The sequence below is a fragment of the Marichromatium gracile genome (assembly GCF_004343155.1).
Taxonomy (GTDB): Bacteria; Pseudomonadota; Gammaproteobacteria; order Chromatiales; family Chromatiaceae; genus Marichromatium; species Marichromatium gracile.
This window is the reverse complement of sequence record NZ_SMDC01000007.1, coordinates 135,862-150,375: the sequence shown is the minus strand read 5'-3', so window position 1 is coordinate 150,375 and position 14,514 is coordinate 135,862. Positions and strand designations below refer to the sequence as shown.

12 protein-coding genes are annotated in these 14,514 nt (G+C 70.5%); 4 read left to right on the top strand and 8 right to left on the bottom strand.

Annotated features, from left to right (window positions below; genetic code table 11):
- Window positions 1-29: 29 nt before the first annotated feature.
- Genes EDC29_RS11550 through EDC29_RS11535 form a run of 4 tightly spaced genes read right to left on the bottom strand, consistent with a single transcriptional unit; the run spans window position 30 to window position 3,623 of the window.
- A complete protein-coding gene (locus EDC29_RS11550) occupies window positions 30-932 on the bottom strand; it encodes an efflux RND transporter periplasmic adaptor subunit (RefSeq protein WP_123142959.1) in 903 nt (300 codons plus the stop codon).
- Entirely contained in the window at window positions 929-1,138 is a 210-nt protein-coding gene (locus EDC29_RS11545; protein WP_005220775.1) for a DUF1656 domain-containing protein, read from the bottom strand. Before EDC29_RS11545 ends, EDC29_RS11550 begins: the two co-directional genes overlap by 4 nt.
- Window positions 1,135-3,159 carry an FUSC family protein gene (locus EDC29_RS11540; RefSeq protein ID WP_132229941.1) on the bottom strand — a complete coding sequence of 675 codons (2,025 nt, stop codon included), beginning with the start codon at window positions 3,157-3,159 and terminating at the stop codon, window positions 1,135-1,137. Before EDC29_RS11540 ends, EDC29_RS11545 begins: the two co-directional genes overlap by 4 nt.
- 5 nt (window positions 3,160-3,164) lie before the next feature.
- Complete coding sequence (locus EDC29_RS11535; RefSeq protein ID WP_123141261.1) at window positions 3,165-3,623, bottom strand: MarR family winged helix-turn-helix transcriptional regulator; 459 nt, start codon at window positions 3,621-3,623, stop codon at window positions 3,165-3,167.
- Between the two features lie 285 nt (window positions 3,624-3,908).
- Here EDC29_RS11535 and EDC29_RS11530 point away from each other — a divergent pair, with 285 nt between their 5' ends.
- Genes EDC29_RS11530 through EDC29_RS11520 form a run of 3 tightly spaced genes read left to right on the top strand, consistent with a single transcriptional unit; the run spans window position 3,909 to window position 8,693 of the window.
- Window positions 3,909-4,379 (top strand): MarR family winged helix-turn-helix transcriptional regulator, encoded by a 471-nt coding sequence (locus tag EDC29_RS11530; RefSeq protein ID WP_132229939.1) that lies wholly within the window; start codon window positions 3,909-3,911, stop codon window positions 4,377-4,379.
- A gap of 58 nt (window positions 4,380-4,437) precedes the next feature.
- Entirely contained in the window at window positions 4,438-5,568 is a 1,131-nt protein-coding gene (locus tag EDC29_RS11525; RefSeq protein ID WP_132229937.1) for an efflux RND transporter periplasmic adaptor subunit, read from the top strand.
- Window positions 5,565-8,693 carry an efflux RND transporter permease subunit gene (locus EDC29_RS11520; protein ID WP_242465931.1) on the top strand — a complete coding sequence of 1,043 codons (3,129 nt, stop codon included), beginning with the start codon at window positions 5,565-5,567 and terminating at the stop codon, window positions 8,691-8,693. The genes EDC29_RS11525 and EDC29_RS11520 overlap by 4 nt, the downstream gene beginning before the upstream one ends.
- Before the next feature lie 69 nt (window positions 8,694-8,762).
- On the opposite strand, the gene EDC29_RS11515 is transcribed toward EDC29_RS11520, so the two are convergent.
- The 4 genes from EDC29_RS11515 to EDC29_RS11500 form a co-directional block, all read right to left on the bottom strand.
- Window positions 8,763-10,046 carry a sulfate adenylyltransferase subunit 1 gene (locus EDC29_RS11515; RefSeq protein WP_132229935.1) on the bottom strand — a complete coding sequence of 428 codons (1,284 nt, stop codon included), beginning with the start codon at window positions 10,044-10,046 and terminating at the stop codon, window positions 8,763-8,765.
- 11 nt (window positions 10,047-10,057) lie between these two features.
- Window positions 10,058-10,981 (bottom strand): sulfate adenylyltransferase subunit CysD, encoded by a 924-nt coding sequence (cysD, locus tag EDC29_RS11510; RefSeq protein ID WP_132229933.1) that lies wholly within the window; start codon window positions 10,979-10,981, stop codon window positions 10,058-10,060.
- 71 nt (window positions 10,982-11,052) lie between these two features.
- Window positions 11,053-11,781, bottom strand: a complete 729-nt coding sequence (locus EDC29_RS11505) for a phosphoadenylyl-sulfate reductase (protein WP_132229931.1) — start codon at window positions 11,779-11,781, stop codon at window positions 11,053-11,055.
- Window positions 11,774-13,435, bottom strand: coding sequence for a nitrite/sulfite reductase (locus tag EDC29_RS11500; protein WP_132229929.1), 1,662 nt, complete (start codon window positions 13,433-13,435; stop codon window positions 11,774-11,776). The genes EDC29_RS11505 and EDC29_RS11500 overlap by 8 nt, the downstream gene beginning before the upstream one ends.
- Window positions 13,436-13,543: 108 nt before the next feature.
- Between EDC29_RS11500 and EDC29_RS11495 the strand changes: the two genes are divergently transcribed.
- Complete coding sequence (locus tag EDC29_RS11495) at window positions 13,544-14,485, top strand: CysB family HTH-type transcriptional regulator (RefSeq protein WP_132229927.1); 942 nt, start codon at window positions 13,544-13,546, stop codon at window positions 14,483-14,485.
- Window positions 14,486-14,514 lie beyond the last annotated feature (29 nt).

Genomic DNA, 14,514 nt, shown 5'->3' with positions numbered 1-14,514 from the left:
AGAGACCGATCATGCCGTGGAAGGGTCGGTCATCGTCGCGCCGTCTGGTCGAACGGCAACACGATCACCGTCGCGGTGCGTCCCACCACCAGTCCGTCCTCGGGCAGGGCGTCGAGGCGGATGCGCACCGGCACGCGCTGGGCCAGACGCACCCAGCTGAAGGTGGGATTGACGTCGGGCAGCAGGCTGTCGCCGGCACCGCGATCGCGATCCTCGATGCCCATGGCGATGCTCTGGACATGACCGCTCAGGGTGCGCTGCTCGCCCATCAGCCGCACCAGTGCGGGCTGTCCGACCTCGATCCGGCTCAGCTTGGTCTCCTCGAAATAACCCTCGACCCGGTAGGAGCGGGCATCGATCAACGCCAGCACCGGCGTGCCTGCGGTGACATAGTCGCCGACGCGCAGCGCGAAGTCCGACAGCACCCCATCGGTCGGGGCGCGCACCGTGGTGCGGGCGAGATCGAGCGAGGCCAGATCGCGCGCCACCTCGGCGCGGGTCAACGCCGCCTCGGCGAGGATCTGGCGCGACAGGCTGTCCTCGCGGTCCTCCGTCGAGATGACGTCGCCGAGCGCCAGCGCGCGCTCGGCATCGCGCCGCGCCTGCTCCATATCGGTCCGCCGCGCCAGCATCTCGGCGGCGGTCTCGCGCAGCGCCAGCACATAGCGTCGACGATCGATCTGGAACAACGGGTCGCCCTCCTCCACCCGCTGGTCGTTGGTGACGAAGACCTCGGTGACCAACCCGGAGACGTCCGGGGTGATACGCACGATATCCGCGCGCACCCGCCCGTCGGGGGTCCAGGGCTCGACCTGATAGTGGATCCACAGCCGTTGGCCGGCGAGGAGCGCGAGCGCGACGGCGGCGAGGGTCAGGCCGACCCGGCGGATGCGCTGCCAGGTGGCGGACGGGAACAGAAAGGCTTGAGTCATAGCAACCAGGATGAGGAGAGTTTCACCACCAGGGCCCAGAGGATCACGAACACGGCGACCTCGAACAGGGCCTGGTGCCAGAGATGACGATAGAGACCGAGGTGGATCAGCACCCGGTTGAGGACCAGGGTCAGCGCCAGCGCGATGGCGCTGGTCACCAGCTCCGCGTGCAGATAGACGCCGAACAGGTTGAGTTCACCGCTCATGCCGCGCCCTCCATCACCGCTGCCGGCGGCGCGGCCTCGGGGAAGAGATTGCGCCGCAGCCCGACCAGGGCGCAGAGCCCGCGCGCGCCGGTCGCGGCCAGATCGTCCCGCGCCAACCGCCCGAGCAACCGGTCGAGACGCTCGCGCAACGGCGGCCCGGGCGGCTCAGGCGCGCCGAGGGCCCGCGCCTGATAGCAGGCCCCGACCCCGTCGAGCAGGCCGTCGAGTTCGACGACCATCGGCTGCGGCAGGCGCCGGCGCAGCGCGCGCAGGGTCGCCAGATCGATGCCGACGCGCAGCTCGCGGAGGATGTCGAGTCCCTCGAGATCGCCGGCGCGGGCGGCGGCGAGCTTGGGACTGAGCAGCCCCACCCGGTCGACCAGCCGCGAGGCGAGATCGACCGCCGAGTCGTCGTCACGCCCCCCGGCGACCCGGGCGAGATCGCCCCAGGTGTGGCGCAGCAGTCGCCGGGCGCTGACCTCGGCGCTCATCGAGCGCAGGGTGCGGGTGACCAGCACCGCGGCGAAGACGCCGAAGAACTGCGAGAGATTGATGTTGACGAAGCGCGCAAAATCGGCGGAGAAGTGGTCCTGGATCACGAGTGTATTGACGAGATTGACGATGAGTGACAGCGCCGGGAAGGCCAGACGCGGATCGGGGATCATCGCGCCCACCACGAGCAGGGTCGGCGCGAGCACCAGCACCAGCATCGGGAAGCCGCCGATCGCCGGCATCAGCACGAACAGATAGAGCGCGCCGAGCACCATCGCCACCAGCAGATAGACGCCGAACTTGCGGATCGCCGGCACCGGGTCGTCCATCGCGGCGAACAGACAGCAGGTGATCGCGGCGGTGATCGCCGCCGACTCCCCTTCCTGCCAGCCGCTCCAGATCCACACCACGCAGCACAGCAGCACCGCGCCGAACGCCGCCGCGCCGGAGAGCGCCGCCAGCCCGAGGTCACGATGCAACGGGCGGCGCTCGCTCGCCTGCCCGGCGCCGAGCAGCCGCGGCGGCGGTCCCTCGGGGTCCTGCAGATAGGCATGCAGGGCATGGGCGTCGGCCTGCGCGCGCACCAGCTCGATGGCGCGCGTGAGCAGGCTCGAACGGTTGAAGCCGTACCAGTCGCGCACCGACATCGACGTCCGCGCCGCCTCGAGTTCGGCGATCAGCGCCTCGCCGCGGGCACGGGGTGCGCCGGACTCGACCCACTCGGCCAGCGCCGCGAGCAGGCCGCGCAGCTCGGGATCGAGTTCGGGCGCGATCGCGCGCAGCGCCGCGAGCCGGTCCGACAGGCTCGCCAGCACCGGCACCAGTACCAGCACCCGGTCGCGCAGCTGACGCACCACGACGGTGGTCTCGCGCAGGAAGGAGGTGTCGAACGGCAGGTGCCTGGCCATCAGCTGGATCTCGCTGACGGCGCCGGCGAGCCGACCACGGTCGCGTTCGAGCTGATCGAGGTCGCCGCGCAACAGCGCCAGCGCCCAGCGATCGGCCTCGCCGAGCCAGTGACCGATGCGCCCACGCAACGCCGTGCCCACCGGACGCGGGAACACCAGACTATGGACCAGGGCGGCGCAGGCGATGCCGATGAGGATCTCCTCGACCCGCGCCGCGGCGATGTCGAAGATCGCCGTCGGCTGGTTCACCGCCGGGAAGCCGATCATCGCGCAGGTATAGCCGGCGAGCATCAGGATGTAGCTCGGCGGCGAGCGGTCGAGCACCGAGAGCGCCAGACAGCCGCCAACCCACAGCGACATCGCCAACGACAGCAGCAGCGGCGCGTGCACCAGCAACGGCACCAGCAGCACCGCGCCGGCGGCGCCGACGAAGGTGCCGAGAAAGCGATAGAGCGCCTTCGAGCGCACCGCCGCGGCCAGCGGACCGCTGACGATATAGACGGTCATGATCGACCAATAGGGACGCTCCAGACCGATGCTCATGGCCAGATAGAGCGCCAGCATCGCCGCGACGAAGGTATTGGCCGAGAACAGCAGCGCACTGCGCGAGAGCTTGGGCATGGGGCTCAGCGCTGGCCCTCGCCACGCGCCGCCAGCCCTTGCTCCAGTGCCTCGAACACCCGCAACGCCGCGGCCAGGTCGTCATCGGCGACCGGCCCGAGCAGCGACTCGCGCAAGCATCCGAGCGCGGCCTCGACGCGCTCGGCCAGGGCCTCACCGGCGGCGGTGAGGTGCAGCGTCTTGGCGCGGCGGTCGCTGCCGTCGTCGCGCCGCTCCACCAGCCCGCTCGCGCACAGCTGATCGAGCAGTCGCACCAGCGACGAGCCGCGGATGCCGATCTCCTCGGCGAGCGCGTGCTGGCGCATGCCGCCGCCGTCGCGGGCGATGTGCAGCACCGGCACCGCCTGGGCGTCGGAGATCCCGTAGCGGGCCAGCTCGCGGTTGACCTCCTGACGATAGAGCCGCGACAGCCGCACCAACCGTGTCGTCAGCGCACGCTCCCGTTCCTGTCTGTGCTCGGTCACGACAGCTTCCACAAAACCAATAGATGTCTAAATACTAGTTAGCATGCTAACTATCTGTCAATGGACGCGGTGCATCATCCTGATCGCGCCATCCGCCCAGCCACTGACCCCAGGCGCCCTCTTCCTCTTGCCGTCTGCAGGCACCCCAGCGCGGCGCCACGCTTCGGGTCGACTCCCGGTCCCGGGGCAGCAAACCAGTCGCCCGTGGCGTGGCGGGAAGGCCCCGGCCCCGGGCCGGTGATCCGGGTTGTTGCAAAATGGTTTAGGAGCTATACAATTAATCCCATGGACACCCCGGCACACGACTCGATCGACGCACTGATCCGCCACCTGCTGCGACTGCTCAACAAGCTCGACCGTATCGAGAAGCAGCCGATCCAGGTGGAGGACGGGCTCGATCTCAGCACCAAGGAGATCCACACCGTCGAGGCGATCGGCAAGCGCGGGACGATGAACGTCACCGAGGTCGGCACCCATTTCGGCATCACCAAGGGCGCGGCCTCGCAGCGGATCAGCCGGCTGGTCGAGCGCGGGCTGGTCGCCAAGCGGGCGGCCGCGCACAGCAACAAGGAATTCGAGCTGAGCCTGACGGACCTCGGCTGGCGCGCCTTCCGCGCCCACGAGCACTACCACGGCAGGGCCAAGACCGAGCTGATCGAACGGCTCGCCGCCCTCCCCCGCGAGCAGCTCGACGATGTGACGGTGGTACTCGACATCATGGAAGGCGTGATGAACGAACGGCTGCGCGAGCAGTGATCTTTTTTTTCGCGCAAAAGGTTTAGCTCCTAAACATTTTGCGCCGGAGGACCCCACCATGACGATCATGCGTAAACGGACCGCGGCGGGACTGACCGGGCTCGCGGCGCTGACCGCGCTCGCCCTGCCGCTGTACGGGGACTGGTCGAGCGAGGCGACGACACCGCAGCCGGCCGCAACCGAGGTGACGCGTCCGGTGCCGACCGCCGTCGTCACCCGCGACACGCCCTGGGTGACACGAGACTTCCCCGGCAGCGTGCGCGCCAACCGGCGCGTGGAGCTCGCCTTCGACCTCGACGGCCTGCTCGTCGAGCTGGACGCGCGCGAGGGCCACGCTGTCGCCGCCGGCACGGTGCTGGCCCGGCTCGACGACCGTGACGCGCGCAATGCGCTGAGCGCCGCCCAGGCGCGCTTCGACGACGCCCGCCGCACCCTCGATCGCGCCCGCGAGCTGCGCGGCCAGCGGATGGTCTCCGAGTCCGAGTACGACAAGGCGCGCGCGGCCCTGGACATCGCCCGCGCCGAGCTGCAGGCGCGCGAGAAGGCGGTCACCGACACCGTGCTGCGCGCGCCCTTCGACGGCGTGGTGGCGGCGCGCCACCTGGAGAATCACGAGCGCGTGACCGCCGGCCAGACGGTGCTCTCGCTGCAGGACGGCTCGCGCATCGAGGTGGTGATCCAGGTCCCCGAGCGGCTGATCGCCCAGGGCGGACTGGAGGCGCTGCGCAACCCCCGGGTGCGCTTCGACGTCGAGGGACAGCGCTGGTTCGCCGCGCGCACCCACGAGTACCGGCTGCAGCCGGACCAGGCCACCCGCACCTACGACCTGACCATCGCCCTGGCCCCGCCCCCGGGGATCAACATCCTGCCGGGGATGAACGCGACCGTGCGCACCGACATCGATCAGCCGCCGGTCGCCACCGGGGCGCCCACCGAGGTGATCACCCGGGTCCCGAGCGAGGCGGTGTGGCGCGACGCCGACGGGGGCTGCCATGTCTGGGTCGTCCCCGAGGCCGGCGGCACGCCGCGCCGCGTCCGCGTCGAGCCCGGGCCGCTGCGTGACGGTCAGATGCTGATCCTCTCCGGGCTGCGTCCCGGTCAGCGGGTCGCCGTGGCCGGGTTGCGCGCGCTGCGCGAGGACCTGCCCGTGCGCCCCCGACTGGCCGGCAAGCGAGGGCTGGAAGGATGAACCCCGCCGGTATCGCGATCAGGAACGGGGCGGTCACCCAACTGCTCTGCATCCTGCTGTTGATCGGCGGGTTGCTCTCCTACGCCAGCATCGGCCGGCTGGAGGACCCGGAGTTCTCGATCAAGGAGGCGCTGATCGTCACCCACTACCCCGGCGCCACCGCCGAGGAGGTCGAGCAGGAGGTCACCGATCCGCTGGAGACGGCGATCCAGCAGCTCAAGCAGCTCGATGAGGTGCGCTCGATCTCGCGCGCCGGGCTGTCGATCATCTTCGCCGAGATCCAGGAGACCCACGACAGGCACAGCCTGCCCCAGGTCTGGGACGAGCTGCGGCGCAAGGTGCGCGACGCCGCCGGCACGCTGCCGCCGGACAGCGGCACGCCGGTGGTCAACGACGACTTCGGTGACGTCTACGGCGTCTTCCTCGCGCTCACCGGCGAGGGCTATTCAAAGTCCGAGCTCAAGGAGGTGGCCGAGGACCTGCGCAAGTCACTGCTGACCTGTACCGACGTCGGTCGCATCGACTTCTGGGGGATGCCGGACGAGGCCGTCTATATCGAGATCGACCGCGCCCGACTGACCCAGCTCGGGCTGCACCCGCGCACGATCCTCGAGGCCATCGCCCAGCAAAACCGCGTGACCAGCGCCGGCGAGGTCAGGGTCGGGAGCAGACAGGTGCGGCTGCGGGTCGACGGCGACTATCGCGATATCGACGAACTCGGCGAGCAACTCGTCGAGGGCGGCAACGGGCGGCTGTTGCGCATCGGCGACATCGCCACCATCAGCCGCGGCGACATCACCCCAGCCAGCCAGCTGCTGCGGCGCAACGGCGAGGACGGCATCGGGCTCGGCATCTCTACCGTCTCCGGCGGCAACGTCATCGCCATGGGCGAGGCGATCGACCAGCGCATCGCCGAGCTGCGCGCGCGCATCCCCGCGGGCATCGAGATCCACGCCATCGCCCACCAGGGCGACACCGTGCGCGACAAGGTGCAGGGCTTCGTCCACGGGCTGATCTCGGCGGTGGTCATCGTCATCCTGCTGCTGGTGGTCTTCATGGGGCCGCGCGAGGGGTTGATCGTCGGCGCGGTGCTGCTGCTGACGATCATGGCGACGCTGCTGTGCATGCGCGCGCTCGACATCACCCTGCAGCGCATCTCGCTCGGCGCGCTGATCATCGCGCTGGGCATGCTGGTCGACAACGCCATCGTCGTCACCGAGGACATCCTCGAGAAGATGCGCGCGGGCATGGAGCGCACCCGCGCCGCCGAGACCACGGTCAGCGAGCACCAGTGGCCGCTGCTCGGCGCGACCGGGATCGCGATCCTCGCCTTCGCCGCCATCTCGCTGTCCGACGACATGACCGGCGAGTGGCTGGAGAGCCTCTTCCAGGTGATCTGTCTGTCGCTGGGACTGAGCTGGCTGCTGGCGATCACCGTCACGCCCTATCTCTGCGCGCGCTTCCTGCGGGTCGGGCAGGACGGTCGGACGGGCAGCGTCACCGACACCGCCTTCTATCGCCGCTATCGACGTCTGGTCGCCTGGTGTCTGGGGCATCGGCCGATCGCGCTCGGCGTCACCCTCGCGGTCCTGGTCGCGGCCATGGCCGGCTTCTCCAAGGTCCAGCAGGACTTCATGCCCGACATGAACCGCGATCAGTTCATGGTGCAGCTGTGGCTGCCCGAGGGCACCCACATCGACCGCACCGCCGCCACCCTCGCCACCATCGAGCGGCACGTCGCCGGGCTCGAGGGCGTCACCGCCACCACCGGGTTCGTCGGCGCCGGCTCGCTGCGCTTCCTGCTGACCTACGAGCCGGAGATGACCAACAGCGCCTACGCCATGCTGCTCGTCGATGTCGAGGACTTCCATGCCATCCCCACGCTCGCGCGCACGGTGATGACGCACATCGAGCACCACCACCCCGAGATCACCGTCACCGCCGACGCCTTCAAGCTCGGTCCCGGCGGCGGCGCCGTCGAGGCGCGTCTGATCGGCCCCGAGATCGCGGTGCTGCGCCACCTCGCGCAACAGGTCGAGACCATCATGCGCCGCGACGACAACGCCCGCACCGTGCGCACCGACTGGGGCGAGCCGGTGCCGGTGCAGGTGATGACCATGGCCCGCTCCCAGGCCCAGCGCATCGGCGTCACCCGCCCGGAGATCGCCGAGGCGGTGGCGATGAACTTCTCCGGCGTGCGCGTCGGCACCTATCGTCACGGCGACGACCTGCTGCCGATCCTGGTGCGCGCCCCGGCCGAGGAGCGCACCCGGATCGACACCCTCGGCAACGTCCGGGTGTGGAGCGAGACCAACGACCACTGGGTGCCGCTCGAACAGGTCACCACCACCGCCACCACCGACTGGGAGGACCCGGTGATCCGCCGCCGCGACCGCGAGCGCACCCTCTCGGTGTTGAGCAAGCCGGTCTCGGGCACCACCGAGGCGCTGTTCCAGCGGCTGCGCCCCCAGATCGAGCAGCTCGACATCCCCGACGGCTACCGACTCGAATGGGGCGGCGAGCACGAGGCGGCGACCGAGGCCAACGCCAAGCTGATGTCCAACTTCCCCATCGCCTTCCTCGCGATGTTCGTGATCTCGGTGATGCTGTTCAACTCGCTCCGCCACGCGACCGTGATCTTCCTCGGCCTGCCGCTGGTGATCGTCGGGGTGGCCCCGGCGATGCTGCTCGCCGGCAAGGCGTTCGGCTTCATGGCGATGCTCGGCTTCCTCAGCCTGTTCGGCATGCTGATGAAGAACGAGATCGTGCTGCTCAACCAGATCGATCTCGAACGCGCAGCCGGCAAGCCGCCCTATCGCGCCGTCCTCGACGCGGCGGTCAGCCGCGTGCGCCCGGTCACCATGGCCGCCTTCACCACCGTGCTCGGCATGGCACCGCTGCTGTGGGACGCCTTCTTCTCGCCGATGGCGGTCACCATCATGGGCGGGCTGACCATCGCCACGGTGCTCACCCTGGTCGTCGTGCCGGTGATCTATGCCAGCGTCTTCCGCGTCGAGCCCGAGGCGACGCACCATGAGGCACCCCCGGGCACGCGCGCGACACGACGCCGCTCGACTTGGCGCACCCGGCACGACCCGCACCACTGGCCGACCATCGAGCGCTGAGCCCGCGCGGCGCGGGGACACCAAACCGCCACCGCGCCGGGGTTGCCGTCGGCAACCCCGGCGCGGCGCTCAGAGGATCATCCCCGCCCCCACGGTGTCGTTGGTGCTCTCGTCGATGAGCACGAAGGCGCCGGTGGCGCGGTTGCTGGCGTAAGGGTCGGGGTGGATGGGCTGGGCGAGCCGGAGGCGCAGCCGGGCAATGTCGTTCATCCCCAGCTCGGTGGCCGGTTGGTGCGTCAGCGCGTTGAGGTCGATGCGGTGCTCGATGGCCGCGACCCGGGCGCGAACCTCGCGGGTGGTGTGGCGCAGCAGGTAGTGACGCGAGGCCGACAGCGGACGCTCGGCGAGCCAGCAGAGATGGGCCTCGAGTTCGCGCCGGGGCGCCGGCGCCTGATCGGGGCGCACCAGCAGGTCGCCGCGCGAGATGTCGAGTGCATCCTCCAGCAACAGGGTGACGGACTGCTCGGGCCCGGCCTCGGGCTGACCGACCCCGCCGATCTGGATGTCGCGCACCCGGCTGGTCCGCCCCGAGGGCAGCGCCATCACCGCATCGCCGACGGCGATGGCGCCGGACTCCACCCGCCCCATGTAGCCGCGATAGTCGTGCAGCGCCGGATCGGCAGAGTCGCGCGGGCGACAGACGTACTGCACCGGGCAGCGGAAGACGTCCGGGCGCGTGCCCTGGGCGCTGGGCGCGCACTCGAGCAGCTCGACCAGGGTCGGCCCCCGATACCAGTCGAGGTGCGGTCCACGCTCGACGACGTTGTCGCCGTGGAGCGCCGAGATCGGCACGAAGCAGGCCCCCTCGATGCCGAGCCAGGCGGCGAAGTCGAGGAAGTCGCGCCGGATGCGCGCGAACACCTCGGCGTCGTGATCGACCAGATCCATCTTGTTGACCGCGACCACCAGATTGGGGATGCCGAGCAGGTGGGCGAGATAGGCGTGGCGCCGGGTCTGGGTCTGCACGCCGCGGCGCGCGTCGATGAGGATGATGGCGAGATCGGCGTTGGAGGCCGCGGTGACCATGTTGCGCGTGTACTGCTCGTGGCCGGGGGCGTCGGCGATGATGTACTTGCGCGTGCCGGTGGTGAAGTAGCGGTAGGCGACATCGATGGTGATGCCCTGCTCGCGCTCGGCGGCGAGCCCGTCGGTGAGCAGCGACAGGTCGACCCCGTCGAGTCCGCGTCGGCGCGAGGTGGCGGCGAGCGTCTCCAGGGTGTCGGCGAGGATCGCGCGGGTGTCGTGCAGCAGCCGACCGATGAGCGTGCTCTTGCCGTCGTCGACGCTGCCGCAGGTGAGAAAGCGCAGCAGGCCGTGGTCGTCGATCTCGGGGAATGCGTGTGGCGATGACATGGGGTGTCCTCTCAGAAATAACCGGCCTTCTTGCGTTCCTCCATCGAGGACTCGCTGGTGTGGTCGTCGAACCGGGTGGCGCCGCGCTCGCTCTGGGTGGCGGCGGCGGTCTCGGCGATGATCGCCTCCAGGGTGTCGGCCTCGGAGGCCACCGGCGCGGTGCAGGTGATGTCGCCGACGGTGCGAAAGCGCACCCGCAGCGTCTCGATGCGCTCCTCCTCGCGCGCCGGGGTCAGCGGGGTGACCGGACGCAACCGCGACCCCACGCGCACCACCGGGCGATAGTGGGCGAAATAGATCGACGGCAGCGCCAGCCGCTCGCGGCGGATGTACTGCCAGACGTCGAGTTCGGTCCAGTCGCTGATCGGGAAGGCGCGGATGTTCTCGCCGGGGTGGGTGCGCGCGTTGTAGAGGCTCCACAGCTCGGGGCGCTGCTGCTTCGGGTCCCACTGACCGAAGGCATCGCGCAGGCTCATGATCCGCTCCTTGGCACGCGCCTTCTCCTCGTCGCGACGCGCCCCGCCGATGCAGGCATCGAAGCCGAACGCCTCGATCGTCTCGAGCAGCGTCACCGACTGGTGACGGTTGCGCGACTCGCCGGGGTCGCGGAGCACCACCGAGCCGCGCGCGATCGAGTCCTCCACCGAGCGCACGATCAGCCGCGCACCCAGCTCGGCGGCGCGCTCGTCGCGGAAGGCGAGCACCTCGGGATAGTTGTGTCCGGTGTCGATGTGCAGCAGCGGGAACGGCAGCGGCGCGGGGCGGAAGGCCTTCTCGGCCAGGCGCAGCAGGCAGATGGAGTCCTTGCCGCCGGAGAACAGCAGCACCGGGTTGGCGCACTGTCCGACCACCTCGCGCAGGATGTGGATGGCGTCGGCCTCCAACCAGTCGAGATGGCTGAGCGTGCGGGTACGGGATGGTGTCAGGGTGGTCATCTCTGGCCTGTGTGTCGATACGATGGGGCCCGCCCCGACCAACGGCCGGGACGTGCTCGGGATGGCGTCGATCAAGGCGACGGCGCGTCGTGCTCGGCGCGGCGGTGCAGCCCGCACTCGCGGGTCTCGGGCTGCTCCCACCACCAGCGTCCGGCGCGGATGTCCTCGCCGACGGTGATGGCGCGGGTGCAGGGGGCGCACCCGATGCTCGGATAGCCTTGGTCGTGGAGCGGGTTGTAGGGCACCTGATGGGCGCGGATGAAGGCCCACACCTCGCCCTCGCTCCAGTCGATCAGCGGACTGAGCTTCTCCAGCCCGTGCTCGGCGTCCCAGGCGCGCGGCGCCAGACCGACGCGGGTGACCGACTGCGCCGCGCGCAGACCGGTGATCCAGGCCGCCTGTCCGGCCAGCGCCCGCCCCAGGGGTTCGAGCTTGCGCACCCGGCAGCACGCCCGGCGCGCGGCGATCGAGTCGTAGAAGCCGTCGATGCCGTACTCGCGAGCATAGTCGGCGACCGCCTCGGGGCGCGGCGCATAACGCGTGATGCGGATGTCGTAGTGACGCTCGACCCGCTCGATCAGCGCCAGGGTCTCGGTCGGCAGCCGCCCGGTATCGAGGGTGAACAGGCCGATGGGCAGACGCTCGCGGCAGATGACCTCGGTCAGCACCATGTCCTCGACGCTCAGGCTGGTGGCGAAGACGATCGGCGAGTACGCGCGACACGAGGCGCGCAGGCGCTCGACCAGCTCGCGCTCGCGGGCGGCCAGCTGTTCTGGTGTCGGGGCGCGACGATCAGCCATGGGCCACCTCCCGCGGCGCCGCGGCGGCGCGCAGCTCCAGCGCCGCGCGGAAGGGCGCGGTGCCGACCCGGCGCACGGTGCCGGCGAAGGGCTCGCCGGGCAGGCGCCACTGGAGATGGACGCCGAGCAGGGTGTCGATCACCTCGGGCACCTCGGCGGCCGCGAACGAGGCGCCCAGCGGCTCGCCGAGCCGCGCCCCGCGTCCGCCATGCCCGCCGATCAACACCTGATAGCGCGCCCCGCCTTGCTTGCGCAGCCCGCGGATGCCGATGTCGGCGAGGTTGTGGTGGACGCAGGCATTGGGGCAGCCCGAGATCCGCAGCGTCAGCGGGCCGATGTCGCGCAGCGCCGCGCGATCCTGGAAACGGTCGCGAATCGCCGCGGCGATCGACTGCGGATCGCCGTGCGCCAGATCGCACTCGCGAATCCCCGGGCAGGCGACGAGATCGGTCAACAGCCCGACATTGGCCTCGGCCAACCCCTGGGCGCGCGCCTCGGCCCAGAGCTCGAACAGCCGCGCACGCCGCACCCGGGGCAGCACCAGCTGCTGCGCGCCGGTCAGCCGCGCCTCGTCGTCGCTCGCCGTCTCGACCACCCCGGCGAGCCATTCGAGCTGCGCCGCCGACAACCAGCCGGGCAGCACGTCGCGCCCCTTGGTCGAGAGGGTGACGATGGCGCGCTCGGGATCGCGCTGGGCGCGCACATTGGTCGCCACCCAGTGGCGATAGTCGGCCGGGCCGGTGGTCGCGACGGGCTGCGCCGGCGCCTCGGCGGTAACGGGCGCGACGGCGAAGCGGCGCGCCGCCGCGGCGACCTGCTCCCGGTCGAGGGTCCCCGGGCCGTCGCACAACCCCGCCCACTCGCGCGCCACCCGGTCGGCGAAGGCCGCCATGCCGATGCGTCGCACCAGGGTGCGCAGCCGCGCGCCGCCACCGTCGCGGGCATGGACCCGCAGCACCGCCTCGCTATAGGTGAGCAGGTGCGGCCAGTGGAGGAACCCGGTGAGTTCTTCGGCGAGTCGCGCATCGCGCCCCAGCCCGCCGCCGACCAGCACGCGAAAGCCCAGCTCGCCGCGCGCGTCGCGCACCAGATCGAGCCCGAGGTCGTGCGCGGCCAGCGCCACCCGGTCCTCACGCGCGCCATTGATCGCGATCTTGAACTTGCCGGGCAGACGCGAGGCGAGCGGCAGGGTCTCGCGCCAGCGATCGAGCAACGCGCGCCACGGGCGCGGGTCCTCCAGCTCGTCGCAGGCGACGCCGGCCAGCGGGTCGAGGGTGATGCCGCGCACGCAGCCGCCCGAGGTCATGAAGCTCGACAGCCCGACCTCGGCCAGCTCGGCGAGGATCTCCGGCACCTCGGCGATCGCCGGGCCGCTGAACTGGAGGTTCTGCCGGGTGGTGAGACGGACGCCGCCCAGCCCGCGGCGGTGGGCGATGCGCGCCAGGGCGCGCAACTGCGCGGCGTCGAGCCGGCCATCGCGCACCGCCACGCGCAGCATGGTGGTCTCGCGCAGACGATAGAGCCCGTGCATCAGCCGCAGCGGGCGGAAGGCCTCCTCGCTGAGACGGCCATCGAGATAGTCACGGGTGAGGTCACGGAAGTGCTCGACCCGTCGTCGCGGGTCGAGTGGGGCAGCGGGGGTCTGTTCGGTCATCGGGATGCTCGCTGGGGATATCGATGGCGGCGATGCTAGCGAGCGCCCATAAGACAAAAAAGGAATTTATCGTTATCTTGATATTCCTTTTAGTTATTTGAAGCCCCGATGAACCTGCAACAACTGCGCTACGTGCACGAGGTCGCCCGCCAGGGGTTGAGCATCTCGGCCGCCGCCGAGGCGCTCTTCACCTCCCAGCCCGGCGTCTCCAAACAGATCCGCCAGCTCGAACAGGAGTTGGGCATCGAGATCTTTCGCCGCCAGGGCAAGCGGCTGGTGGCGGTCACCGAGCCGGGCCGGCACGTGCTGGCGATTGCCGCGCGCCTGCTCGGCGAACTCGACAACCTGCGCCAAGTCGGCGCCGAGTACAGCAGCGAGAGCGCCGGCAGCCTCACCATCGCCACCACCCACACCCAGGCACGCTACGTGCTGCCGCCGGTCATCCACGCCTTCATGGCGCGCTATCCCGATGTCCGCCTGTCGCTGCGCCAGGTCAGCCCCACCCGGGGTTGCGAGCTGGTGGTCGCCGGCGAGGCCGACCTGGTGATCGCCACCGAGGCCGTCGCCGAGACCCCCGAGCTGGTGAGCCTGCCCTGCTACGAGTGGAACCGCTGCGTCATCGCCCCGCTCGGCCACCCCATCCTCGACACCTCGCCGCTGTCGCTGGAGGCGATCGCGCGCTGGCCGCTGGTGACCTACGACAGCGCCTTCACCGGACGCGGGCTGATCAACCGCGCCTTCCGCGCCCGCGCGCTGGAGCCGCGCATCGTCCTCACCGCGCTCGACGCCGACGTCATCAAGACCTATGTGCGCACCGGGCTCGGCATCGGGCTGATCGCGCGCATGGCGCACGACCCCGAGACCGATCACGGTCTCGGCGTGGCCGACGCCAGCCATCTGTTCGACACCAGCCTCACCCGCATCGGTCTCCGTCACAAGGCCTGGCTGCGCGGTTACGTCCATGCCTTCATCGAGTGCTTCGCCCCGCACCTCACCCGACGGGTGATCGAGCGCGCGCTGAGCGAGACGGGGAGCGCGTTCAGCATCTGAGCGCGCGACGGGCGACGGGACGAGCGCGC